This is a genomic window from Actinomyces procaprae, from assembly GCF_004798665.1.
GTDB lineage: Bacteria > Actinomycetota > Actinomycetes > Actinomycetales > Actinomycetaceae > Actinomyces > Actinomyces procaprae.
In genome coordinates this window covers 459,377-484,175 of the sequence record NZ_CP039292.1, presented here as the reverse complement: position 1 = coordinate 484,175, position 24,799 = coordinate 459,377, and the positions used below count along the sequence as shown (strand labels likewise).

Below are 24,799 nucleotides of genomic sequence, written 5' to 3'. Positions count from 1 at the left end.
GAAGGTGATGCCAGCAATCAACCACCAGGTCTTCAAGGACCGACCAACCGTCCGCAACTACCAGGCAGCAGACGCACAGACACACACTCACTAAGGAAGTGACCACCATGACGAAGATCGTCAACTCATGGAACGACTTCGACCCGCTCAAGCACGTCATCGTCGGCCGTGCCGAGCACTCCGTCATCCCGCCGGAGGAGCCCGCCACCTCCGAGAAGGTGCCGATCGACTCCGAGATGCGCGGCATGTGGGGGCCCCGCCCCCTGGAGACCGTGGAGAAGGCGGCCGCCCAACTCGACTTTCTCGCCAAGACCCTTGAGGAGCACGGCGTCAAGGTCGACCGCCCCACCCCGCTGCAGTGGAACCAGCACATTCAGACGCCGGACTTCCGCAACGACTCGATGATGACGTGCATGCCGCCGCGCGACATCCTGCTCACCATCGGCAACGAGATCATGGCCTCCGCCAACTCCTTCCGCTGCCGCTACTTCGAGTATCTGGCCTACTGGCCGCTCATGAAGCAGTACTTCGACGAGGACCCGGAGTTCAAGTGGACCCAGGCCCCTCGCCCCCGCCTGACCGACAAGTCCTACAAGCACAACTACTACGACGAGCAGATCTCCTTGGAGGAGCGGCTCGAACGTACCGCGAACAAGGACTTCGTCACCACCGAGGTGGAGCCCATGTGGGACGCCGCCGACGTGCTCCGGCTGGGCAAGGACTTGTTCATCCAACACGGCCTGACCACCAACCGCACGGCCATGGAGTGGTTCAAGCGCTACTACCCGGACCTGCGGGTGCACGCGGTCAACTTCCCGGGCGACCCCTACCCGATCCACATTGATGCGACCTTCGTGCCGCTGCGGCCCGGTCTGATCATCAACAACCCGCAGCGTCGCCTGCCCGAGGAGCAGCGCAAGATCTTCGAGGCCAACGACTGGCAGATCGTCGACGCCGCCCAGCCGGCTCACGACACGCCCCCGCCGCTGTGCTACTCCTCGGTGTGGCTGTCCATGAACTGCCTGGTGCTCGACCACAAGACGGTCATCTGCGAGGCCTCCGAGGTCCACCAGATGGAGCAGATGGACAAGCTCGGAATGAACGTCATCCCCGTGCCGTTCCGCGACGCCTACCCCTTCGGCGGCGCCCTGCACTGCGCCACCGCGGACGTCTACCGCGAGGGCGGCTGCGAGGACTACTTCCCGAACCAGGTCGATGACCCGACACGAGTCTGAAGCCCCCGGCCGCGGGGACTGAACACCGCGGCGTTCGACACACCGTCGGACGTACTCTGCCAAGCCCCGGGGGAGGAGCCGATCGCACCCCTGCTTGCGCTCCTCCCCCGGGCGTCAGGTGGTGGCGTGCGCCATCGTCACACATGACGGCGCACGCCCCCGCGACATCCGAAACCGACCGATCACACTGCTCCCACTGCAAGGAACTGATATGCACACCGAGCCGTCAGCCTCGACGAGCGGCTACATCATGAACAAGAAGCTCGGCGCAATCGCCATGATCCTGTCCGCCACCGGCATGGGCCTGGTGGGGACCTTCTCCCGCGGCGCCACCGCCGGGCTCATCTCCGAGGACAAGGCCGTCATCGGCTCCTTCCTAGCATTCGGTCGCATGGGGACCGGCTTCGTCGGCTTCATGCTCCTGCTACTGCTCACCAAGAAGCTGGGGCTGTTCAGGTCCACCCGCCTGAGTCCGGCGGTGGTCATGGGAGGTATCAGTATCGGACTTTCGCTCGGGTTGTACATCTCTTCCACCCTGCTGACCTCGATCGCCAATGCCGTCTTCCTGATCTACACCGGACCGCTGTTCTGCACGCTGCTGGCACGCATCTTCCGCAAGGAGATGATCAGTCCGCTCAACGGACTGTTCCTGTTGCTGGTATTCGTCGGCATGCTCCTGACCATGGGCATCATCGACTTCCGCGACGGCGCCATCGCCTTCGGACTGGACCTGTCCGCGTCCTCCGCGGAGTATCCCCAGAAGGCCCTGGGCGATCTCATGGGGCTACTCTCCGGTGTGTTCTACGGGCTCTCTCTGTTCTTCAACGGCTACCGCAAGGACGTGGACTCCATTGTGCGCGGGGTATGGAACTTCCTGTGGGCGGCCGTCGCCACCGCCATAATGTCCGTGATCCTTCGCCCATGGCACGGAGTGGCCTCATTTACGTCGTCAAACTGGACCTGGGCCACGGGCCTGTTCCTGGTCTGCGGCCTGTTCGCCCTGGGATTCCTGGTCGTCGCCGGCCGCAATTTACCCGCGGTGGAGATGTCTACCATCTCCTACTGGGAGTGCCCAGTGGCCGTGGTCTGCGGACTGTTGCTGTTCCACGAGACGCTTGGCACCCGCGGGGATTATCGGCGGCGTGCTGATCGTGGGCGGCGGCTTCGCACCCATTGTCATTGATGCCCTTGGTCGGAGACGGATCCATGCCTGACAGTACGCATCTGGATGAGGAAGCGGCGGGGCGCGGTACGGCGCGCCGCCTGCGCCTCCTTCATCGGCAACTTCATCGAGTGGTTCGATTATGCGTCCTACGGTTATCTCGCCATCGTCATCGGTGAGGTCTTCTTCCCCGCTTCGGATCCGAGCACGCGCCTGTTGTCCGCCTTCGCCGTCTTCGCCGTCTCATTCATTCTGCGCCCCGTGGGCGCGATCGTTTGGGGCGCCTGGGGCGACCGCAAAGGCCGTAAGTGGGCACTGGCCTGGTCCATTCTGCTCATGTCCGGCTCGACGGTGGTCGTAGGTTGCCTACCCGGCTACGACCACATCGGTATCTGGGCGGCGGTCGCCCTGCTGACAGCGCGCATGGTTCAGGGCTTCTCCGCCTCCGGCGAGTACGCCGGCGCCGCCACCTTCCTGGCGGAGTACGCACCGCCGTCGCGGCGAGGCGTCTACGTGTCTCTGGTGCCCGCATCCACCGCTGCCGGCCTGCTCGTCGGCTCGCTGGCGGTCTCGGCGCTCTTCGCCGCGCTGGACCACGACTCCATGGTGACCTGGGGCTGGCGGGTCCCCTTCCTCGTGGCCGGGCCACTGGGACTGGTCGGTCGTTACATTCGCACCCACCTGGAGGACTCCCCCGCCTATACGCAGCTGCGCAGTAGGCTGGAGCAGGCGAAGGTCGCTGCGTCCGGGCAGCTGGCGGGCACGCCGTCGTCGGGCATCGAACCCCTGCGCAGACTGCTGCGCCACCACCGCGGAGCCGTGTTGGCGGGTTTCGGCATCTCCTGCCTGAACGCTGTGGCCTTCTACCTACTGTTGAACTACATGCCCAGTTTTGTCACCTCTCAACTCGGTTTCCCGGAGTCCCAGGCAACCCTGTCGACATCGGTGACTCTGGCGGTCTACATCGCACTGATCATGGTCATGGGGCATGTGTCCGACCTGCTGGGACGAAAACGCATCATGATCATCGCCTCCGTGGCCTTCATCATCGGCACCGTTCCCGTATTCCACGTCATGACACATGCCTCGCTGCTAGTGCTCATAGGCTGTGAGTTGCTCTTCGCACTCATGCTCACCTTGAACGACGGCACGCTGGCCTCTTTCCTCGCCGAGCTGTTCCCCACCGACGTTCGCTACTCGGGCTTCGCCCTGTCCTTCAACATGGCCAACACCCTGCTCGGGGGTACGTCACCCTTCATCGCCACCTGGTTGATCAAGGTCGCCGGCACACCCATCGCTCCGGCATACCTGCTCACCGCAGTCGCCGCTCTCGCGCTGGCGTCGCTACTCGCTTCTCGTGTACGCCTGCGTGCCGATCTAAAGACCGATCCCACTGACGATGACGCCGCCTGCGCCACATAAGCGGCGGGTGCAACCGCTAGCTGAGACCGGACTGCGCAAGGTATGGGCGGCAGCTAATATCATAGCATTGTGAGCACTGGCATCCCTAGAAGTGCGACCACGTCCAAGGGCGAGGCGCGACGCCGCACGATCATCGACGCAGCCGCAGCCATCATCCGCGAGGGGGGCCCAAGCGCTGTGACTCATCGTGGCGTCGCCGAGCGAGCCGGTTGCTCACTGTCCGCCACCACCTACTACTTCTCCGGCCTGGATGACCTGCTCTACGAGGCTGGACGGGTGAACATCGCCCTGTGGGCCGAGCGCGCCGAACGTGTCGCCAGAAAGGTCGAGGCGCTGGATCACTCTCCCTCGCTGGAGGAGGTCGTCCAGCTTCTCCTCGCAGCCACCCTGCCCGATGCCGGCCCCTACCTGGGCCACTACATGCAGCTGATCTCCGCCAACAGCTCTGCACCCGTCGGCCGCGCCTACGGGGAGGGACGTAATAGGCTGAATGCCGCCGTCGACCGCGTGGTCAATGGGCTCGGTCTGTACCTCACAGCGGAGACCGTCATCGCCACGGTCGACGGCGCCGCGGTGACGGCGCTGAGCGAGCATCGCGATGTCCGCAGCACGGCGCTGGCCCTGCTGCGACGCCTGGTGCAGCTGTCAGAGCTGAGCTCCACAACACTCACCGACACCACTCCCGAAGAGTTCCGCACGCGCATAACCAGCGAGGCACCCATCCCCACACGTTCCCTCGACGCCGAGACGGGCGCACCCGAACCGTCCGCCCCTTGAGCGGACCTCGCCCAGACCCGCGCAAGCGCCCCTGAAACCAGAGTCTCCACTTCAGAGGTTTCAATTATCTAATTCGAGTATGTGCGTGCTACCATGCGCGCTTGCGATGCGATAGCTCGCGCCGATGCACAGACCGATATGTGCTCGCAGTACACCACGCCCGCAAGGGCTCCATCCGATCTAGTCAGAATCACCATTCCGACGAGGAGGCCGTATGCCGACAACCAGGACAGCAAGACTAGCGCTCATATGCGCCATCATCTACATCGCGGGGATGGGGATCTCGAACCTCTTGATCTACCGCGTCCTCAACGTGTCCTACAACGATGCCGGCTTCGTGAAGACGATACTGCCATTCGTCTCCCTGCTGGCACTATGGGCGCTGGGCAGCTTCCTTGCCATGCGGAAGCAGCTGCCCGCCCCTGAGGGACCGCGACGGTACCCCCTGTTCCTGATCATATTCATTCCGGTCGTCGGCATGACCCTCTACTACTGGGCAACTCATGGAGAACTCACCCCCGCATTTGCAACCCCGCTGGTCGCCACCGCGCTCATCGGCTTCGCTGAGGAGATGATGTTCCGCCGGGTTCTTTACGTCGGCCTGCTCCAGGAGCCCCGAGGAACGCAGATCCGAGGCGCCCTACTCGGTTCCGCTGTGGTGTTCAGCCTGCTTCACTCGGTGAACATACTCGCCGGACTGCCCTTCCCGAACATGCTGCTGCAGCTAGTGACCACCTTCATCGCAGGGCTGTTCTACGCCCTGATGTATGACTACACCAAGAGCATCGGCCTCATGATCACCTCGCACTTCCTGTGGGATTACCTCATCTTCAGTGGAGCGGTTACGAAGATACCCGTGTTCGGCGGGGCGATCACGGTACTGAACGTTGCCGAACTCGTCATCGTAGTTGTGCTCCTCATGAAGAAGCGGAAGCAGGAGAAGCTCTCGTCCGCTCAGACAGCGTGACGCATATGTGCGCCGGCCGACAAAAGCCGACCAACCAGATTCGCCTCGGGTGCCGCCGGTCGCCTATGCAGGGCGACCGGCGGCACCCGTCGTCATTTGCGTCACACATGTCGCCACTTCTACCGATCTCGGCGAAGGGGTCAGCGGGCTGACTTGCCGGTGGCCGCCTTCTTCGCCGTCGTCTTCTTGGTCGTGGTCTTGCGAGTGGTGCGCTTCTTGGCGGGGCCCTTGGCGCGCTTCTCCGCGAGCAGCTCGTAGGCGCGCTCGGGGGCGACGGTGGCCGGGTCGTCGTCGCGGCGCAGCGTCACATTCGTCTCCCCGTCGGTGAAGTAAGGGCCGAAGCGGCCGTCCTTGATCACCACCGGACGCCCCGTGGCCGGGTCGGTGCCGAGCTCCCGCAGGGGACCCCGCGCAGCCGCCTGGCCGCGACGGCGCTTGGGCTGCGCGAACAGCTCCAGCGCCTGCTCCAGGGTCACCGTGAACAACTGCTCCTCACTCTCCAGGGAGCGGGAGTCCGTGCCCTTCTTCAGGTACGGGCCGTAGCGGCCGTTCTGCGCGGTGATGTCCACGCCCTCGCCGTCCTGGCCCACCACGCGCGGCAGGCTCAGCAGGTCCAGGGCCTGCTCCAGCGTGACGGTGGCCAGGTCCATCGATTTGAGCAGCGACGCCGTACGCGGCTTGGGCCCCTTCCGCGACTTGCGCGCCGTAGCCCTCCCACCCGGCTTCGACGCCGTCGTTCCGACGCCCTCCTCCGCTTCGGGGGCGGTTTCCGGCTCGGGCAGGATCTCGGTGACATAGGGCCCGTAACGGCCGTCCTTGGCCACGATGGTGTGGCCGGTGGAGGGGTCCGCGCCCAGCTCGCGACCGTCGTCGGCGGCACGGGTGAACAGCTCACGGGCCTTGGCCACGGTCAGCTCGTCCGGGGCCAGGTCGCCGGGGACATTGGCGCGCTTGCCCTCGGCGTCCTCCAGGTAGGGGCCGTAGCGGCCCACGCGCAGGGTGATGCCCTCCCCGATGTCGATGGAGTTGACGGCGCGGGCGTCGATCTCCCCCAGGCCGTCCACCAGTGCCTTCAGGCCCTGGCTCTCGCCCGCGGTGCCCGTCTCCGACGGCGCGGCGTCGCTCACGCCGGCCCGCCCCTGCGGCCCGTAGTAGAACTGGGTCAGCCAGTCGACCCGGTCCTCCTCGCCCGCGGCGATGCGGTCCAGGTCCGCCTCCATGGAGGCGGTGAAGTCGTAATCCACCAGCTCACTGAAGTTCTCCTCCAGCAGCCGGGTGACGGCGAAGGCCAGCCAGGTGGGCACCAGCGCCTGGCCCCGGTGCTCCACGTAGCCGCGGTCGGAGATCGTGGACATGATGGAGGCGTAGGTGGAGGGGCGGCCGATCTCCCTCTCCTCCAGGGCCTTGACCAGGGAGGCCTCCGTGTAGCGGGGCGGCGGCGTGGTCTCATGCCCGGCCGCCTCCGCGGCGAGCGCGCTCAGCTCCTGCCCGACGATCATGGCGGGCAGCCGTACGTCCCGGTCCTTACCGGACTTCACGGCTCCCGCCGCCCCGCTGCGCCCGACGCCGTCGCCGGCACCACCGGCGGCCGCGGCCGTCACGGCGGGCGCGGCCTCGGACTCGTAGCGGTCGGCGTCGCGGCCCTCCTCGTAGGCCGCCAGGAAGCCACGGAAGGTAATGACGGTGCCGGCGGCGCTCAGGGATGCGGTGTTGAAGGTGATACCGGCGTCCCGGGAGCCGCCGTCGGCCGGCCGCAGCGGCACGTCCACGCGCACGGTCGCAGTGGAGCCGGTGGCGTCAGCCATCTGGGAGGCGACCGTGCGCCGCCAGATGAGCTCGTACAGGCGGAACTGGGGGCCGGTCAGGCGCCCGGATACCTGCGCGGGGGTGCGGAAGTGGTCACCGGCGGGGCGGATCGCCTCGTGCGCCTCCTGCGCCCCCTTGGTCTTGGTGGCGTACACGCGCGGCTTGGGCGCCACATACTCGGGCCCGTATAGCTCGGCCACCTGACCGCGGGCGGCGGCGACCGCCTGCCCCGACAGCACCGTGGAGTCGGTACGCATGTAGGTGATGAAGCCGTTCTCGTACAGGGCCTGCGCCACCCGCATGGTCTCGCGCGGGTTCATGCGCAGCTTGCGGCTGGCCTCCTGCTGCAGGGTGGAGGTGGTGAAGGGCGCGGCCGGGCGCCGCCGGTACGGCTTGTCCTCAACCTCCGCCACGCGGGGCACCGCCCGGATGATGGCATCGGCGACGGCGCGGGCGGCGCCCTCGTGCAGGTGGACGGTGCCCGCCTTCACGGCGGCGGGGCGCAGCACTCCGGCGTCGGTGAAGTCGCGGCCGGTGGCCACGCGGCGCCCGTCCAGGGCGGTCAGGCGGGCGGTGAAGGAGGAGTCGTCCCCGGCGGGCGAGCGCAGAGAGCTGCCGGCGGCGAGGTCGGTGGAAAGGCGCGCCTCCACGCCCCAGTAGCCGGCGGCCTTGAAGGCCATGCGCTCGCGCTCGCGCTCCACCACCAGCCGAGTGGCCACGGACTGCACGCGCCCGGCGGACAGGCCGGCGCGGACCTTGCGCCACAGCACGGGGCTGACCTCATAGCCGACCAGCCGGTCCAGGATGCGGCGGGTCTCCTGCGCGTCCACCCGGTGCGTGTCCAGGTCGCGGGTGTTGTCCAGGGCGCGGGTGACCGCTTCCTTGGTGATCTCGGTGAAGGTCATGCGGCGCACAGGCACCTTCGGCTTGAGGACCTCCAGCAGGTGCCAGGCGATGGCCTCGCCCTCACGGTCGTCATCGGTGGCCAGGTAGAGCTCGTCGGCGTCCTTGAGCGCCTTGCGCAGCTGCGTGACCGTCTTCTTCTTGTCCGGGTTGACGACGTAGTAGGGCTTGAACCCGTCGGTCACGTCGACGGCGAACCTGCCGTAGGGCCCCTTCTTCTCGGCGGCCGGCAACTCGGAGGGCTGGGCCAGGTCGCGGATATGACCGACCGAGGCCTCGACGTCGAAGTCCTTACCCAAGTACCCGGCGATGGAGCGGACCTTGTTGGGGGACTCGACGATGACGAGCTTCTTGGACACGGGCGACCTTTCTCATTACGAGCAAACCTCACAAGAGGGCGGGACCGTCACGGTCCCGCAGCCGTGACGGCGGGAGCCGACTGAGCCCCACCCAAGTGAGCGTAACGTACCGCAATCCACATCGGCACGGCGGGGTCGGCCATTAGCGAAGTCATGACAGCTCGGCCAGAGCCTCACGCACCTCCGCCAAGCACCTGTCGGCCTCGGCCGCGTTGTAGTCCAGGCTCAACCCACGGCACTCCGCAGCCAGCTGTGCCAGCGGACGCACCTCAGGGAAACCCTGCGACGCAAGTGAGGAGACCTCCGTGACCACCGCGGTTGATCCGAAGACCCCATTGCCTCCGCGAACGTCCACCCAGTGCCCGAGACGACGCGCGGCCCGGTCCAGGCCGGAGGTCACGGTACGCAGGGCGTCGTCCAGCTCACCCGCTTGAGCACCCACAACGCGCAGGGCAGGGGCCAGCCCCGCGAAACCGGACTCCAGAGCCTCATGCAGGTCGCGCAGCGACTGAAGCGGGTCCTCCTCGGAGCCGTCAAGGATCGACCTGGCGAAGCGCCCCACCATCAGAGTGAGCAGACGCATGAGGGCGACGGCGAATCGCAGCTCGGTGACGGCGTCGTTCATGACGTGCAGGCGGTCCGGCAGCCTGTCCAGCTCGGCGTCCGCACCCTCAATCAACTCACCGATCTGCCCGGCGAGGAACCGGGCGCGGTCACCTGCCCCTACATCTCGCGACACCAGCCGGCTGATGCGCACGGCCCGGGACTGCGCCGCCACGATCGCGCCGCGGGCGGCCTCCATAGCCACGATGAGCCGCATGTACTCGTCGAGTTCGTAGACCAGGACGTTGGTCTCCCTCTCGATCGCAGCCACTGCTCCGAGAATACGCGTCACCGGTCCGCGCGTTCCCGAGGCAACCGCGGGCACACGCACACCGGCCCCGACCAGAGATGCCACCTCACGGGGCAGCGCAACCTGCGTCATCTCGTACAGGGAGTCGAATCCCAACGCCTCAAGTTCCTTGGCCAACTCGGCTGCGCCGTGTTCGCCGATCTGATGGCGTGAGGCTGCGTGGGCGGCCAGGTCACGCTCGAAGGCACGCACCCTGCGATAGGCCTTCTCCACCGGCTTCTGGGTGGCGGCATCCATCGGCTTGATCCGTACCGAGAGGTAGCCGTTGCTCAGGGGTACCACCGTGGCGAACACCCGGTAGTCCAACCCGTCCAATGCACGGTTGGTGACGTATGCGCACACGGGCCTGCCCGCCTGGAGGTCGTCCCACATCAGCCGGAAGAGGCCGGCCGGCATGTCCAGGTGCCGGATGATGTTGTGAGCGGCCCCGATGAGCCGATCGCGCGAGTAACGCGACAGGACGTCAAAGGTCCGATTGGTGTTCTGGATCACACCCTTGGTGTCCGTCGTGGAGAAGAAGATGTCCTCCGGATCGAACAGTCGCTCATATCCGATCTGCGATTCCACGCGGCCCTCTTCCCTTCCGCCCGCTGCACGTACTGCCCGGGCAACCCAGAGCCCAACGCCCTGGGCAGTCCTCGCCAACACCGACCCGTAACATTCTAAAGGTCAAATTCGAGCGTCGACGTCGTTTTATACGATTGTCACTCCTGCATCTGCGCCAGCGACTCATGGACCGTCGCAACCCGCTCGCGAATAACAGCCTCCTCCAGAGTGACGACGACGCTGCGCGCCTTGGCCGCCAACTCAGCCAGGGTGGCGGTCTCCGGGAATCCCCGTTCGCTCAGTTCCGCGGCCTCCTGCAAGACGACCCCGATGTCGGTGCCATCGCTCAACGACTGTGCCCCCTCCTCCTGTAGGGCGCGAATCCACCGTTGGAAGGGACGCCTGATCCGGTCCAGGTCGGAGACCAACGAGCGCATGTCCGCATCCAGGCGCTCCGCCAGATCCGCAGCGTTCTGACAGGAAGGCACCAGCGACTCAAGATCCGTCAGTAGCGACTGAGCAAGGCCACCGATCGCCTCGGTGGAGTCATGCTCCTCCCCGTCCAGAACTGCGGCAGCAAAGATACCCGCCATCAAGGTGTGCAGGCGCATCAGCGAGGAGCGGAAGCGCACCTCCGAAACCATTTCATACAACTCCACCAGGGAGGAGTTGAACTGTTGCAGCACCTCGACGGCCCGGGCGCTGCGCTCCTTGACCCGCACGGAGACGGTCGGCACGGAGGACTCCGGGTCAGGGCTGGTCACCTGTGCTACCAGCGCACCCACCCGAGCGGCCCGGTCGCCGACAGAGCGCACCCCCGTCATCCACGATCCCAGGCTGTTGATCAGGTCCTGATACTCGCCCAGCTGCCGGACCAGTTCATCAGTGTCGCGTTCGATGGCGGACATGACCGACAGGATTGCGGACATGGGGCTATCCACCTGGGCGCGCTGTGGCACCCGTACGCCCTCGGCCACCAGCAGCGCCAACTCGCGCGGCAGAGCGGCCCTCGCGAAGGGGTAGAGCCCGCGAAAATGCGCCTGGTGCAACTCCTCGGTCAACAAGGCGGCGCCGTACCGCCCCACCTCGTGGCGGCTGTGCCCCTGGGCGGCATAGTCGCACTCGGCGGCGCGCACGCGCGCGTACATCTCCTTCACGGGGGCGAACAACGCATGGTTGTTCGGGCGCACACGCACCGAGAGGTAGCCGTCGGCCAGGGGCGCCACGGTGGCGAAGACCCAGTAGTCCAGCCCGTCACGGGCCCGGTTGAGTACGTAGACGCAAGCGGGACGCCCTTGCTCGAGCTCATCCCACATGAGCCGGAACGCGCCCGCCGGCATGTCGTCGTGGCGGATGATGTTGTGCGGAGCTCCGACGAGTTGCTCCGCACTGTACCTGGACAGCGTGTTGAACACCCTGTTGGTCCTCCGGATGACACCTTTGGCGTCAGTGGTAGAGAAGAACAGGTCCGCGGCACCGAAGCGGCGCTCGTTGCCAACAACGTATTCCATGACACTCCTGTGGGAACGGGACGAGGAAGGCTCCACGACCGGCGACGCCGATCCGCGAGCCGCGTGATCAGGCTCAACCCGACTCGCCGGAGACCATGGTGCCATAGCCTGGCGCCATGCTCATCCGCAATCCGTGCTCCCCCGTCGGTGGAGGCCCATTGCACCCCTCCGCAGAGCGTGCCCGCCCTCCTCATGGGTGCGGCGGCACCGCATCGTTCGTAACTCAGAATTCACAGCTTCAGCACAGCAAGGGCGTGTTCAATCACCTACATGACAACCCCCACCGAGACGCTCACCCGCCCTGACGGCTCCCCCATACGCGTTCTGGTCGTTGACGATGAGCAGACCCTTGCCGATCTGCTCGCCTCAGCGCTGCGCTATGAGGGCTGGGAGGTGTCCACCGCCGGCACCGGCAGGGCCGCGGTGCGCTACGCCCAGGAGCTCGACCCGGACGTCATCGTCCTGGACATCATGCTGCCCGACTTCGACGGCCTGGAGGTCATGCGCCGCATCCACGGACACCAGCCCAATGTTCCCGTCCTGTTCCTGACCGCCAAGGACGCCGTCGAGGACCGGGTGGCGGGGCTCACCGCGGGAGGCGACGACTACGTCACCAAGCCCTTCTCACTGGAGGAGGTGGTCGCCCGGCTGCGGGCCCTGCTGCGGCGCTCGGGCGTCGGCTCGGAGAAGCCCTCCAACGTGCTGGAGGTAGGCGACCTGCGCATGGATGAGGACTCCCACGAGGTCTGGCGGGGCGGAGACGAGATCCGCCTGACCGCCACCGAGTTCGAGCTGCTGCGCTACCTGATGCGCAACCCCCGCCGCGTCCTGTCCAAGCCGCAGATCCTGGACCGCGTGTGGAACTACGACTTCGGCGGGCAGGCCAACATCGTCGAGCTGTACATCTCCTACCTGCGCCGCAAGATCGACAAGGGCCGCGAGCCCATGATCCACACGATGCGCGGGGTCGGCTACGTGCTCAAGCCCGCCGTCGCCCAGTAGTCCCGGCACGCAATGGTGCGGATCGTGGCCGGCGGGCGCCGTCGGCGGGAACCCGCCGCCAGCCGCCGTGCTGGGCACTCGATTAGTCTCGGGCTCGTGCACCAAAGACCACGCAGCCTGCGGACCCGGCTGGTCGTCGGCGTGATCGGCATCGTCCTGGTCATGGCGGGCAGCATCGGGGCGCTGTCCACCCTCATGCTGCGCCACTCGTTGACAGACCGGCTCGACGAGCAGCTGACGGCCGCATCCGACCGCGTCGCGGCCCGCCGCCAGGCCGCCGTCCCCAGCGGCGAGCTCTCCGCCGACCAGGGCAAGGGCCCGTATCCAGGTCTTCAGTTCCCCCAGGATGGCAGTACCCCGCCGGCGGCGCCGAGTGGCGACGTGCCGATCGGCCTGGACGCCGTCGGGCAGTCCACCGGCACACTGACGGTGATCGCCTCCGGCGCGCACGACGGCGCAGATGGCTCCGGCTCGGCGGTCACCATGGTGAAGGCCGGCTACATCGACGAGGACGGCAACTACCGCACACTCACCAATGCCGAGTGCAAGGCCCTGCTGGCGCTGGAGGCCACCGGCGAACCGGTCACGGTATCCATCGCTTCATTGGGGAACTACCGCGTGCTGGTCACCGAGGACTCCTCCAGCGGCGACGTGGTGATCACCGGCTTGTCCACGGCGGGCGATGAGAAGCTGATCCGCACCCAGCTGCTCGCTCAGCTGCTGATCGCCATCATCGGGGCAGTGATCGCGGCGCTGGCGGGCAGGACGATGGTGCGTACGGCGCTGGCTCCGCTGGAGCGGGTGGCGGACACGGCCGAACACGTAGCCTCTCAGCCGCTCGCCCGCGGCGAGGTCAGCATCCGCGAGCGGGTCGAGGCCGCGGACGTGGCCTCCTCGCAGGAGATCGGGCAGGTCGGCAACGCGCTCAACACCCTGCTCGGCCATGTCGATGAGGCGCTCACGGCCCGGCAGCGCAGTGAGACACAGGTGCGCCAGTTCGTCGCCGACGCCTCTCATGAGCTGCGCACACCTCTGGCCTCCATTCGCGGCTACACCGAGCTGATCCAGCGCAGCGGCGCTGACACCGCCCTGCCGGAGGAGGCCGTGCACGCCCTGGAGCGGGTGCATTCGGAGTCTGTGCGGATGACGGCCCTGGTGGAGGACCTGCTGCTGCTGGCGCGCCTGGACGCGGGACGCGAGCTCGAGCACGCGGAGGTGGACCTGGTGGAGATCGTCGTGGACGCCGTCTCCGACGCCCGCGCCGCCGGACCCGATCATCTCTGGGAGCTGAACCTGGCGGTCCTTGAGCCGCCCGCGCAGCTGAGTCCCGAGGCGGCTGCGGAGTTCATTCCCGCGCCGACGCTGGTGATGGGAGACGAGGCGCGCCTGCGACAGGTGATGGTCAACCTGTTGGCCAACGCCCGCGTCCACACCCCGGCGGGCAGCCGAGTGACCACCACCCTCTCGCGCGGCGACGCCGGCACCCTGGTGATCCGCGTCGCCGACGACGGCCCGGGCATCGCCCCGGCTGTGCGCGAGCGCCTGTTTGAGCGCTTCGCCCGCGGGGACGCCTCCCGGGAGCGGCGCACCGGCTCGACCGGACTGGGCATGAGCATCGCGCTGGCGATTGTGCAGTCGCACCACGGCACCCTCACCGTGGACTCCCGCACCGGCGCGGAGCACCACGGCACCACCTTCACCGTGGCGCTGCCTGCGACCCCGTCCGCAGAGGCCGCCGTCTGACGCCGATCGACCCGGTCCACTGGGCGCTCATCGTGCCGGAGTGCCTCATACGCCCCGCTCAGTCGTCGGGGTCGGCGTTGACGGCGCCCTCGACGTCGTGGAAGAGGAGGTTGGAGATCTCCACCTGCACCATCTCCACATCGGGCACGTCAACGAGCACGAGGGGCTCATCCGCACTGGTCTGCAGAGCCAGGCTGCCGCAGCGGAACAGGCGGTCGGTGATGGTCCGCTCCTGCTGGACGTCGGAGATGCGGGACAGCGGCAGGTCGTGGCCGGTCTTGTTGATGATGCCCGCGCGGGTGATGACGCGCTTGGAGGTGACCGTGTAGGTCGTCGTCATCCAGCGCAGCCAGGGCACGAAGAAGGCGGGCACGAGTACCACGAGGATCACGACCCACAGCGCGATGACCGCGCCGGTGCGCCAGCTGGCGTCAGTGAGGAGGACGGAGACGACTACGCCGGCGCTGAGCAGGGCGAGGAGAACAATGATGCGCCACAGCAGGACCTTGGGGTGGGTGCGCATGTGGCGCACAACGATCTCGTCCTTGCTGAGCAGCTTCTGGGGAAGAGCCATGGCCTCAGTGTGCCACTCGCGGTGCGCCGTCGGCTGCGGCCCGCGGCGTGAGCAGGGCCAGCGCCGCCATGCCCATGCAGGCCATGGCGACGGTTCCCACGGCACCGGCCGCGTAGGCGATGAAGGTGCCGGTGCGGCCCAGGGCCTGGATAGTGGCGGGGGTGGGGGTCCCGCCGACGGCGAGGACGCCCCTCCAGTTGAGCACCGCCAGTGCCAGTGCCGCCGCTCCCGAGAGGATCCCGAGCCCACCGAGCACTGCGGCCCCCGACAGGCGCCCCGCGGACGTAACTCCCACCGGGGCCGCCCTGTAGCCGACCGGGGAGGTCTCGCCGGGCGCCTCGGCGCCCTGTGTCTCCTCGTCCGCCCAGGCGCCGCCGGCGACCGCCAGCGCACCCCAGGCGGTGGCCAGCAGCAGCGCGGAGAGCACGTCGCCGGGCCGGTGCCACTGGCATACGAGGGTGGAGTAGCCCATGGCGGCGGCCAGCAGCGCCCCCGCCCAGGCGGCGGCAGGACGCCAACGGGGCCGGGTCACCAGGACGAGGGCGACCGCCGCTGAGGCAGCCACGGCGGTGTGCCCCGAGGGGAGGGTGTTCATACCGCCGAAGCGCTGGGACAGGCCGTGATCCGGGCGCCACAGGATCAGGTACTTCAGCACCTGTGTGGAGATGTTGATGGCGACGACGGCGCCCGCCGCCCACAGGGCCCTGCGTCTGCTGCCCCGCCACAGGGCACCTAGGAGCACGGCGAGCACGAGTCCGATCGCCGCGGGCAGGGACACAACGTGCAGCAGGCTGCGGGCGTGGTCGGAGACGAAGCGGGCGCCGATCAGCGAGCCGGCGAAGGCCGCCTGCTCCATGGTCTGTCCGGTCGGGTGCACCACCGACACCCACCAGACGCCGATCACGCCCGTGCCGCAGGCGAGGGCCAGCAGTCCGGCCAGGACGCGGTAGCGGCGGCCGGACCCGGTAATGGTGTCAGGGAGGTCAGTCGGACGGTGGTTGGGATACGTCATTAGGCTCGGATGATACGGCTTCCTCCATTGAAGTCACCTCTGAGGCGACCGGTTGGGGCGTGGGGGCGCCTGCGGCACGGGAGCGGGCCACCCGCTTGCGGGGCGGGTAGCCGGAGCGCCACACGTACAGGCCCACAAGGGTGAAGCCGGCCGCCAGGCCCACCGCCCACCAGGGGAATGAGGGAACCGTGGGCGGCTGCCCGGCGGCGTCGAGGTCCTCCTGGGGGGTGGGGTAGACGCGCTCCCCGGTGACGAGGATGCGGTGGGTGTTGATGCCCAGGGGCGTGCAGGTCACCAGGGTGACCAGGTCCCGGCCCTCCTCGGCGCGCAGCGCCTCGGTCTCATCGGGCTCAACAACTTTGGTGTCAATCACCTGGTAGGTGAGTGCTTCCCCGAACACCTCGATGACGAACTTGTCCCCCACGCCGACCCGGTTCAGGTCGGTGAACATGCGGGCGTCCGCCAGGCCGCGGTGCCCGGTAATCACCGAGCGCGTGCCCGCGCCACCGACAGGCAGGGAGGTGCCCTCGAGGTGGCCCAGGCCGGCCAGCAGGGTCTCATCGCTGGTGCCGTGGTAGACGGGCAGGTCCAGGTTGATGGCGGGGATGCGCAGTCGGGCCATGAGCCCGGCGCCGTTGGCGTCCAGGACCGAGTCGTAGTCGGGGGTGTCGTCCCCGCCCTCGCCGACGCCGGTGGGGACGTTGGTGTTGGCCTCCAGCACCGCGCCGGTGGAAAGGGCGTCGTTGTAAGCATGCGCCTGGGCGAGCTGGGCGGCGGCGTCCGGGTCGGCGGAGTCGACGTCGGAGGCGTAGGTGGTGATGATCTTGGACTGGTTGTACTGGGTGACCCAGGCGGCGACGGTCGGGTAGGCGAACAGCAGCATGCCGGCCAACGCCAACAGGGCAGACACCAAAGCCGGACACGACAAGCGCCATCGGTCGCCACCATCACCGACCTGGTGGGAGCGCCGGGGTCTGGTTGACAAGGATCCTCCTCTCCCGAAGCCGGTGACAGGCACGCGGCGTGGCGGGGAGGCCGTGTGTCCTCCCCGCCACGCCGCCGGGCTCAGACGATCGGTGGTCCGGGCCTAGTGCGCGATGCCGCCACTGGTGGGGTCAGTCCTGCGATGCTGCCGGCTTCTTCGAGCGTGACACGAATGCCCTGCCGACGCCGATCAGCACGAAGGCCACGCCGAGCAGCATCATCAGCAGCGCGCCGTTGGCACCCGTAAGGGGCAGCTGAGGCACATTCTGCTTGGTGTTGGGCACAGACAGGTCGTAGTCAGCGGCCGCGGTGACCCCAGCCGTGACAGTCAGCGGCGTGTCCGCGTCGGAGGGCAGTACGTATCCGGCGGGAGCAGCGGTCTCGACCAGCACATAGCAGCGCTGGGTGTGCTCGGGCGCAACCGACTCATCCGTGGCGGCACCGGCCTTCTGGTCAACGAACAGACCCGCAATGAACACCAGCCCATCCCCGTCGGAGGCGAACTCAGTCGCCCCGTTGACCGCGATCGGATCGCCGACCTTGACGGCGTTGTCGCATGAGGTCGCGTAGGGGTCTGCGGCGTTGTAGACCTGGAATGTAGCGCCCTGGAGGGCCTTGCTGTTGTCCGCGTCGACCTTGGACACGCGCGCGTCGCCCCACGAGGTGACCACCTTATTGGTAGGCGTGCCCGGCTCGTCCGGGGGAGTCACCGGCGGTTCATCCGGAGTGTCACCCGGAGTGGTGTCTACGTACAGCGTCGCCGTGTTCTCAATGATCCCGCCAGAGGGCACGGTCCCGGTCTTGGCCGTGAAGACGACCTCAATCTGCGCGTTCGGCTGGGTCTTCAGATAGGCCAGACCGGCCCGGTTGAAGCCGACCGACACCGTCTGCCCCGTTGTCACCGTGTAGTAGGACGCGTCGACGTCCGAGCCGTTGAGCTTCACCGACGCCACGTTCCCATCGGACAGGCTGGAGTCCAGCGGGTCGGAGATTACGAAGTACTTGAACGAGTCAGTGTCGGCGATGCTCGGGACCTTCGCAGCCACCGGGAAGGAGACCTGATCATCGGTGTTCAGACCATTTGCGGTCACGTTCACGCCCTTGGTGGGAGCCTCGACGACGACGTTCTTCGGGTAGACGTTCACGTCATACAACCAGCTCCCGTCCGCGCTGGCGGTGTTGGCCGCGTTGTTCGGGAAGGGAATGGTCACGAGGAACGGCGCAGCAGCGGTCTTCACTGTGCTGGGCGCACTGGTCTCGCACACCAGGTATGCCGCCACCGGCAACGGGTTGATGCTGGTCTCGCCGCTCGCATCGGTGGGGGTGCTAGCCGTACCCGTATCGAAGGTGTAGCTGCCCAGCTGCGGCGAACGGTTATCGGAGCCGCATGCGTCTGCGGGAACCGCGACGTCGGCCAGGCCGTCCCAGGCAGCCTGCACGGTCAGGTCCAGGTTGGTAATCCGATAGGCCGTGAAGACGACTCCCTCAACGGGGTCGCCACCGGTTGTGGTCTTGCCGTCGGGCGTTCCGTTAGCGCTCTGCGAGCCTGCCTCGTGCTTGTGGATCAGGATCGATCCGGTCGCCCCGGTATCGATGTTGGCCAGGTCAGCGGCCTGCGCCGTCGCGGCAAGGCCCAGGCCGGTTGCGGCAAGCGCCATCATGCCGAGGGCCGCGGCCGCGCGGCTGCCGAGACCGTGGGAAGTGGTTCTCATGGGGTCGAGTGTCCTTTGTTCGTGCGCGGCGGGCCGCGCGGATGCGATTGGATGACGTGATTACTGGTCAGGCCTGCGCGCGCCGCCTCCTCACGATTCCTACGACCACGGCGACCAGGGCCAGGACCCCGCCACCGATCAGGAACCAGTCGGAGCCGAGGCCACCGGTAAGGGGGAGGGACGGAACGGAAGTCTTGGAGTTCTCAAAGGGCTCGGCGAACGCGTAGTCGAGGCTGTCGGTCGTAATGACGAACGCGTGTGGAGTGGCATCCATCTGGTATCCGGCCGGCGCAGCCACCTCGGTCAGGACGTAGCTCTCGTCGCTCCAGACCAGGCCGCCTACTTTGAAGGAACCCGCAGCCGGGTCCTCGTCCCTGTAGGCACCGGGTGTGCAGGGTTCGGCGACACAGTCGTCGACCACCGTGCCCTCGGGCACCTCCGGTCCGGTCAGCCCCCAGGCGGCTCCTGCCAGAGGCTCGCCATTGTCCGCATCGGTCTTCGTCCAACTCACCGAGCCGGTTAGACGCTCATTGACCACGCCACCGTTCACAACGCCTTCCGCCTCGATCAAGGCTCCTTCCACGGACGAACCCTCGATCCTAGTGAAGGCGAAGGAGCCGGTAACGGGCCTGTACCCCGTAGGCGCAACCGCCTCCTCAATCGCATAGTCGCCCCAGCGAAGTCCGGTAAGCCTGAAGGCGCCTGCCGCCGGGTCCTGGTCCGCGTAGTCGCCGGCCTCGCACGTGTCCACGCAGTCGGCGACCAGGGTGCCCTCCGGAACGCCCGGCCCGGACAGGGTCCACTGCGACCCGCCGATGGCGGTGGAACCATCGACTTCCACCTTGTTCCACGTCAAGGTACCGGGCTTGGTGGTGTTGGCAATCGTACAGGTGACGCGGTCTTGGTTCCTGACCGTCAGTGTCGCCTCTCCGTCGGTCGATTCACTGACGGTCGAGGAGTACGTCTCCGAGTCGGTTCCCGGTGTCTCGGTGCATTCCCACTGACCCGCCTGGTATCCGACGGCCTGGGGGTCATCCGAGCTCTCATACAGGGTCATCGACTCCTGGCCAACGGCCCGTGGCCCGCCCGTACTCCCCTGCCCGGACAGGGGGACCGTTCCGTTCGCGCCAACAGTCCACTGCTCGGCTGACAAGCCGGGCACCTGCTCTGAGGCATAAGCGTTATCCACCGTTTTGATAAGTTCGAGGGTGGGAACCATCACGGTGATCTTCCCGTAGTCCTCAACCTCACCGGATAGGGTCACACCGGTGGCCCGCGGGACAACGAGGGAACCATCCGGATTCCTGTCTCCCGTGATACGCAGGCGCATGAAGGTGGAGGACGCACTCCCCGTTTCTCCATCGACGCTTCGGACAACGTCTGAGGGCACAGTCCATGTCAGGGAAGCCCGTCCGGAAGCTGGGCACACCGTGGGTGCGGATGCCTCGGCGTCGTCGAAAGTACCGTTGTGGTTCCAATCGATCCATCCGACGATATTGCCCTCGCCATGGCAGATGATGTCGTGCTTCGTCCACTCAAGACCTGGGGCGGTGCGGATGATACCGTCCCAGTTGTCAGAGCCGACCGGAGCCGTCGGGTCGATTGACAACGCGTCCTCGTCATCGGGCGGACTGAAGTCGACGTTCGAGTCGTAGCGGTCATCAAGGTCGGCATTCTCCGAGTAGTACTGGAAGATGTCCGGGTCGGTGAAATTGCCCAAGCGGATGTCGGGCGCGCTCACCCGGACGGCCTGTCCGGCTTCCTGAGCGGCGCTGAGGTCATACCAGGTTCCCTCGGCCCCGACGGGGGCGGGGCTGGGAGCAATATCCTCTCCCAGCTCGCCTCGTTCCCAGTTGGGCTGGAAAAGAGAGGCGGCGCTTCCGTAGCTCTCGGGCGCGTCTCCGTAGTCCAAGTAGGTGACGACGCCGAAGGCGATGGCGGAGACCCCACCGCCTTTGAGCTCGACATAGCCACCATTGGCCTTCTCCATGAAGAGTATCGAGGAGGGGCCGTAGCCCTCGTAATTGGACGGACTACCCGTGGTCCGTGTCGCGCACTCGGAGGCCTCGCCGCCTGAGGCGGTGGCAGGACGCAACTGGAAGCCGTTCTTCACGCCAGTCGGATAGGGGAAGTCACGTTGACCGACCCAGGAGTGCACCGTGCATCCCTCGGAGCGAGCGGTTTCAAGGTAGCGCCACTTCACATCGGAGGCCCCATAGCCGTCCATCGGGATCGGGGCGACCGTCTCCGACTCGTACTGTCCGCTCTTCCAGTTCGACCCCTCTGCGTCGGCGTAGACGAAGCCCTCCATGGGAAGCTCCGTTTTGGGCAGGTCCGCGATCTCCGACTTCGTCGGCTGGACGGCGGATTCTACGATGTAGGTCTTGCACTGAATCTTGAAGTACGCGTTCGCAGACTCGTTGTAACGTCCACCCTGGGCGTTGGCGATGCCGATAGGAAGGCCCGAACGCACATTGACATTCCGATATGAGATCCCGGGAACGCCATAATTCGGGTCGATCTCGACGCCATTGTCGTATCGTGTCGAGTCGTTGTAAAGACGAGCCATGCCGTCGCCGATCCAGGACCCCGTATCGTAACCGACCACAAGGCCGGCATCGTAGGTCTCGGTCACACCCTCATGGGTGACCTCGTAGTGAGTCTCGACCTCACTAATGCTGCACTGGCTTGATCGCCACAGGCCGTCACCAACCCGCGATGGAGTGGACCAGACCGTAGAGTTCGCTCCATCAGGAAGGATCATCCGACCACTGTTGTCAACGGTGACGTTTGAGGCCTCGGTCCAATCGATCCAGTCGATGACGGACTCGAAGCGGCCGGACCCTCCATCAGGCGCCGCATAGACCGCCTGAGCAGCAGGAGCTACCAGGTAACACACGGCGAGGGAACCCGAAAGAAAGAGCGCAGTAAGTCCAGACAGCGTAGGATGGCAGCGCCGCGCACGGCGGGCACCGTCACGTTGAGCATGACGCAGCATGTGCTTCACTGACAGCTCCTTGAAAGCACTAGGGGTTAGGGAAGAGCCACAAACTCCATGGGGACGGCGGAACGCAGCCACTTAACGCACAAGACGCAAGATCTGACTTATTGGTGGCCCAACCCTAGTACCCCCTGGAGACGCATAGGCCGTGCGAGCCGACCTGTGCCAAACCTGTGGCATACCCGTGTCGGCGTCGCGGCAAGCTGGTTATCGAGGTAACCCTATTGAGTTGAAGCACGCATTTAAAACGTCAGATATCTGAGATATTCCGCGACTTAGGAGCGGGGCGCGTGGCGCACCCGACGTACCACCCGCCGCCCGGCTGCGACGGCGAGCACGGCCAAAATGGACACCACGGCACCGATCAGCCACAGCATCCACGGCCGCATGGGCGCAGGGGTGGCCGCGGCCTGCTCCGCCGCTGCCTGCACCGGGTCCATCGCCACACGCGTACCGGTGACCAGCAGCCGGTGGGTATTGACGCCGTAGGGGGTGCAGGTGATCAGGGTGACCAGGTCCTCGCCGGGCACCTTGTTGAGCGATTCGGTCTCGGTGGGCAGTACCACGCGGATGTCGTTGACCTCGTATTTGAGGGTGCGGCCGGCGGCGGTGATGTAGAAGACGTCGCCCTCCTCCACCTTCGTTAGGTCGTCGAAGAGCGTGGCCGATCCCATGCCGGTGTGGCCCGTCAGTACGGAGTGGGTGGAGGTCCCGCCCACGGGCAGGGCGGTGCCGAACAGGTGGCCGACGCCCCGGGAGAGAGTCTCGGCCTCGGTGCCGTGGTAGACCGGCAGGTCCACGTGGATCTTGGGGATGACGATCCGCGCCATGACCTCGTCCAGGTCCAGTTCTGCCAAATACGCCTGGTACTGGGGGGTGTCGGGGCGCTGCTGGTCCAGCCACGGGTCGAGGATCGGGGCGGAGGCCAGCTCCTGGTTGTACTCATCCGCGCTGGCGAGCTCGGCGGCGAGTACGTCGGGACTGACCGAGTCCATCTCCGCCTGGTACTGGTCGGCGATCTCCTGCTGGCGGGCGTTATTGTGCTGCGTGGCCAGCACCGGGTAGGCCAGCACCAGCGCTCCGGCCAGGGCCAGGATGAACGGCAGTACACCCAGCAGTCGGCTGCCCCGGCTCGGGTTGCGGCCCTGCCGGGACGGTTTACTTCCCGAGCCTGAACTTGGCGGCTCGGCGCCGTCATGCGCGGCGGCCTGCTCCACGGACGTGGCGCGGGAAGCGTCGTCCAAGTCGCGGCCGGGCTCATCTAGGACGTCGGCGATTGGCGAAGTCTGGCCCATTTGGTTCCTTCTGCGCAGCTGTGTCGGAAAAACGGAGGTGAAGCTGTGATGAGTCGGCGTTGAGAGGGGGTCGCCGGCACTCGGACGTCAAGATAGTGCGCCGTCGGACCGGCCCTGGGACGGCGGCGGCGTGTACGCCCGGAGTTATCCGATTCGTACACGCCGCCGCGTGTGCTGGTGTACCGGCGCTCAGTCACCGGCACATTCGTAGCCTCAGCCCTGGGCGCTGCGGCGCTTGTTGTGCACCGCGAGCAGGACCGCACCGGCGACCAGCAGAATGCCGGCGATGGTGACGAAGATGATGCCGTTGGCACCGGTCAGCGGCAGACGGAAGCCGGCGTTGGAGGGAACGTCGGTGACCGTGAAGCCGATGGAGAACGGGGATGCCTCGACCTGGGACCTGAGCACCTGGAAGGCGATCGGGTTGCTCTGGATCTCGTAGCCCGTGGGGGCCTTGGTCTCCACCAGGCAGTACCAGCCGGGGTTGGTGACGGCAGCGTTGTTGATGAAGTCGTTCGTCCGCAGCGCGTCGATGGTGACCTTGCCGTCCGCACCGGTGGTGAACTTGGCGGTATTCTCAACCGTTCCGCCGGTGGTCACCTGGTTGGCCGTCAGAGCCGCACCGGTAATGTTCGCGGCGGCGCGGTCGATGGTCTGCCCCTGCGTGGCACCGGTCGGGTTGCACTCGTAGACCTGGAACTCGGCGCCTGCGTACTTCGAAGCTTCGGCTTGGTCGGTACCGGTCTTGGTGATGGTCACCTTGCCGTAGTAGGACTTGACCTCGTCACTGGGCTCACCGGGGACGTCGTCCGGGTTGGGGTTGTTCGGGTCCCAGTTGGTCTGCGAGTCGTTCGGGATCAGGAACGAGGTGTTGGAGATGGTGCCATTGCCGTTGCCGATCGCCTTGATGGTGGCGTTAATGACCACCTGCACCTGGGTGCTGGTGTCCCCGGCGGCGCGAGCGGAGGCGATCTTGGCGCGGCCATCCGCGGTGAAGGTGACGGTCACGTACGTCTTGCCGTCGCTGCCGACGGCGGTGACGATCTCATAGTCGGTCCCCTCAAGTTCCTGAGCCCCGGTGCCGAGCATGGTCACCGTCGTGTTCTGGTACTGCAGGCGCGGGTCGAGCGGGTCGACGATCTGGTAGTTCTTGATGGTGGCGCCGCCGTCGACGTCAATCTTGGGGATGTCGGCCTTGATCGTGTAGGTGACGGTGTCGCCGATCGTCGGAGAGCCGGTGTCGGAGACCTCCTTGGTGGAGTCCACGACCGAGTTCTTGGGGTAGACGTGGACGTTGTAGTTCCACCAGTTGTTCTCCGGGTCGGTCATCGGCAGGGTGACCACGAAGTCCTCGGCGGTGGTGACGTTCTGGGGAGCCTTGGTCTCGGAGACCAGGTATGCGCCCACCGCCAGGTTCTCGAACTTTGCCACACCATCCTCACCGGTGGTCTTGGTGTCGGTCTCGTCGGTGGTGTAGTTCCTGGCCGCCGCGGCACTGCCGTTCAGCGCTGCGAGCGCTTCCCAACCCGCCTGAGTGGTCAGGTCGAAGTCGAGCTTCGTGATCGTGAACTCCACGCCCTCGACCGGATCGCCGGTGGCGCTGGGGTCCTCCAGACCGTTTCCGGCCGTGGTGCCGTTGGTCTCGGTCTGCGCCAGCTTGTGAATGGTCAGGTTCGACCCCTGGGCGGGGTTGATGAGCGCAGGATCCGGGTCGGTCGCCTCGGCGGCGGCGAGAATTGCGGGCGCGGGCGCAGCCGTGGCTACGGGCGCCGCGACCATCCCGCCAATTGCGAGGGCCACCGCCGCAGCGAGGGCGGCGCCACGGCGCCTGGTGAGGGATTTCATGGGTTCTCCTCGTTGATGTGGTTTCGGGTT

17 protein-coding genes are annotated in these 24,799 nt (G+C 66.7%); 7 read left to right on the top strand and 10 right to left on the bottom strand.

Annotated features, from left to right (window positions below):
• Nucleotides 1-107 precede the first annotated feature (107 nt).
• The 5 genes from E4J16_RS01845 to E4J16_RS01825 all read left to right on the top strand — a co-directional run bounded on the left by E4J16_RS01845 (nt 108) and on the right by E4J16_RS01825 (nt 5,563).
• On the top strand, nt 108-1,235 hold the full coding sequence (locus tag E4J16_RS01845; protein WP_136313091.1) for a serine/threonine protein kinase: 1,128 nt from the start codon (nt 108-110) through the stop codon (nt 1,233-1,235).
• Between the two features lie 211 nt (nt 1,236-1,446).
• On the top strand, nt 1,447-2,418 hold the full coding sequence (locus E4J16_RS01840) for a DMT family transporter (RefSeq protein ID WP_240038222.1): 972 nt from the start codon (nt 1,447-1,449) through the stop codon (nt 2,416-2,418).
• Between the two features lie 45 nt (nt 2,419-2,463).
• Nucleotides 2,464-3,819: an MFS transporter gene (locus E4J16_RS01835; RefSeq protein ID WP_136313090.1), complete on the top strand. Its 1,356-nt coding sequence runs from the start codon at nt 2,464-2,466 to the stop codon at nt 3,817-3,819.
• 69 nt (nt 3,820-3,888) lie between these two features.
• Nucleotides 3,889-4,596: a TetR/AcrR family transcriptional regulator gene (locus E4J16_RS01830; RefSeq protein ID WP_275669573.1), complete on the top strand. Its 708-nt coding sequence runs from the start codon at nt 3,889-3,891 to the stop codon at nt 4,594-4,596.
• Between the two features lie 214 nt (nt 4,597-4,810).
• Nucleotides 4,811-5,563, top strand: a complete 753-nt coding sequence (locus E4J16_RS01825; RefSeq protein ID WP_136194219.1) for a CPBP family intramembrane glutamic endopeptidase — start codon at nt 4,811-4,813, stop codon at nt 5,561-5,563.
• Between the two features lie 140 nt (nt 5,564-5,703).
• On the opposite strand, the gene topA is transcribed toward E4J16_RS01825, so the two are convergent.
• The 3 genes from topA to E4J16_RS01810 all read right to left on the bottom strand — a co-directional run bounded on the left by topA (nt 5,704) and on the right by E4J16_RS01810 (nt 11,601).
• Nucleotides 5,704-8,631 (bottom strand): type I DNA topoisomerase, encoded by a 2,928-nt coding sequence (topA, locus tag E4J16_RS01820; RefSeq protein WP_136313089.1) that lies wholly within the window; start codon nt 8,629-8,631, stop codon nt 5,704-5,706.
• Nucleotides 8,632-8,782: 151 nt separating this feature from the next.
• The gene (locus E4J16_RS01815; RefSeq protein ID WP_136313088.1) at nt 8,783-10,111 is read right to left on the bottom strand and encodes a PAS domain-containing protein; all 1,329 of its coding nucleotides are present in this window, start codon (nt 10,109-10,111) and stop codon (nt 8,783-8,785) included.
• A 137-nt stretch (nt 10,112-10,248) separates the two neighbouring features.
• Nucleotides 10,249-11,601, bottom strand: coding sequence for a PAS domain S-box protein (locus E4J16_RS01810; protein WP_136313087.1), 1,353 nt, complete (start codon nt 11,599-11,601; stop codon nt 10,249-10,251).
• A 270-nt stretch (nt 11,602-11,871) separates the two neighbouring features.
• On the opposite strand from E4J16_RS01810, the gene E4J16_RS01805 reads away from it, so the two are divergent.
• Nucleotides 11,872-12,603, top strand: a complete 732-nt coding sequence (locus E4J16_RS01805; protein WP_136313086.1) for a response regulator transcription factor — start codon at nt 11,872-11,874, stop codon at nt 12,601-12,603.
• Between the two features lie 162 nt (nt 12,604-12,765).
• The gene (locus tag E4J16_RS01800; RefSeq protein ID WP_240038374.1) at nt 12,766-14,346 is read left to right on the top strand and encodes a sensor histidine kinase; all 1,581 of its coding nucleotides are present in this window, start codon (nt 12,766-12,768) and stop codon (nt 14,344-14,346) included.
• A gap of 58 nt (nt 14,347-14,404) precedes the next feature.
• Here E4J16_RS01800 and E4J16_RS01795 read toward each other — a convergent pair whose 3' ends face one another.
• The 7 genes from E4J16_RS01795 to E4J16_RS01765 all read right to left on the bottom strand — a co-directional run bounded on the left by E4J16_RS01795 (nt 14,405) and on the right by E4J16_RS01765 (nt 24,769).
• Complete coding sequence (locus E4J16_RS01795) at nt 14,405-14,920, bottom strand: PH domain-containing protein (protein ID WP_136194213.1); 516 nt, start codon at nt 14,918-14,920, stop codon at nt 14,405-14,407.
• 4 nt (nt 14,921-14,924) lie between these two features.
• Nucleotides 14,925-15,932: a phosphatase PAP2 family protein gene (locus E4J16_RS01790; protein WP_136313085.1), complete on the bottom strand. Its 1,008-nt coding sequence runs from the start codon at nt 15,930-15,932 to the stop codon at nt 14,925-14,927.
• A complete protein-coding gene (locus tag E4J16_RS01785) occupies nt 15,904-16,842 on the bottom strand; it encodes a class C sortase (RefSeq protein ID WP_240038373.1) in 939 nt (312 codons plus the stop codon). Before E4J16_RS01785 ends, E4J16_RS01790 begins: the two co-directional genes overlap by 29 nt.
• Before the next feature lie 205 nt (nt 16,843-17,047).
• Complete coding sequence (locus E4J16_RS01780) at nt 17,048-18,628, bottom strand: SpaH/EbpB family LPXTG-anchored major pilin (protein ID WP_136313084.1); 1,581 nt, start codon at nt 18,626-18,628, stop codon at nt 17,048-17,050.
• 67 nt (nt 18,629-18,695) lie between these two features.
• Entirely contained in the window at nt 18,696-21,626 is a 2,931-nt protein-coding gene (locus tag E4J16_RS01775; RefSeq protein ID WP_240038370.1) for a CshA/CshB family fibrillar adhesin-related protein, read from the bottom strand.
• 278 nt (nt 21,627-21,904) lie between these two features.
• Entirely contained in the window at nt 21,905-22,924 is a 1,020-nt protein-coding gene (locus tag E4J16_RS01770; RefSeq protein ID WP_136313082.1) for a class C sortase, read from the bottom strand.
• A 213-nt stretch (nt 22,925-23,137) separates the two neighbouring features.
• Entirely contained in the window at nt 23,138-24,769 is a 1,632-nt protein-coding gene (locus tag E4J16_RS01765; protein WP_136313081.1) for a SpaH/EbpB family LPXTG-anchored major pilin, read from the bottom strand.
• Nucleotides 24,770-24,799: the final 30 nt, after the last annotated feature.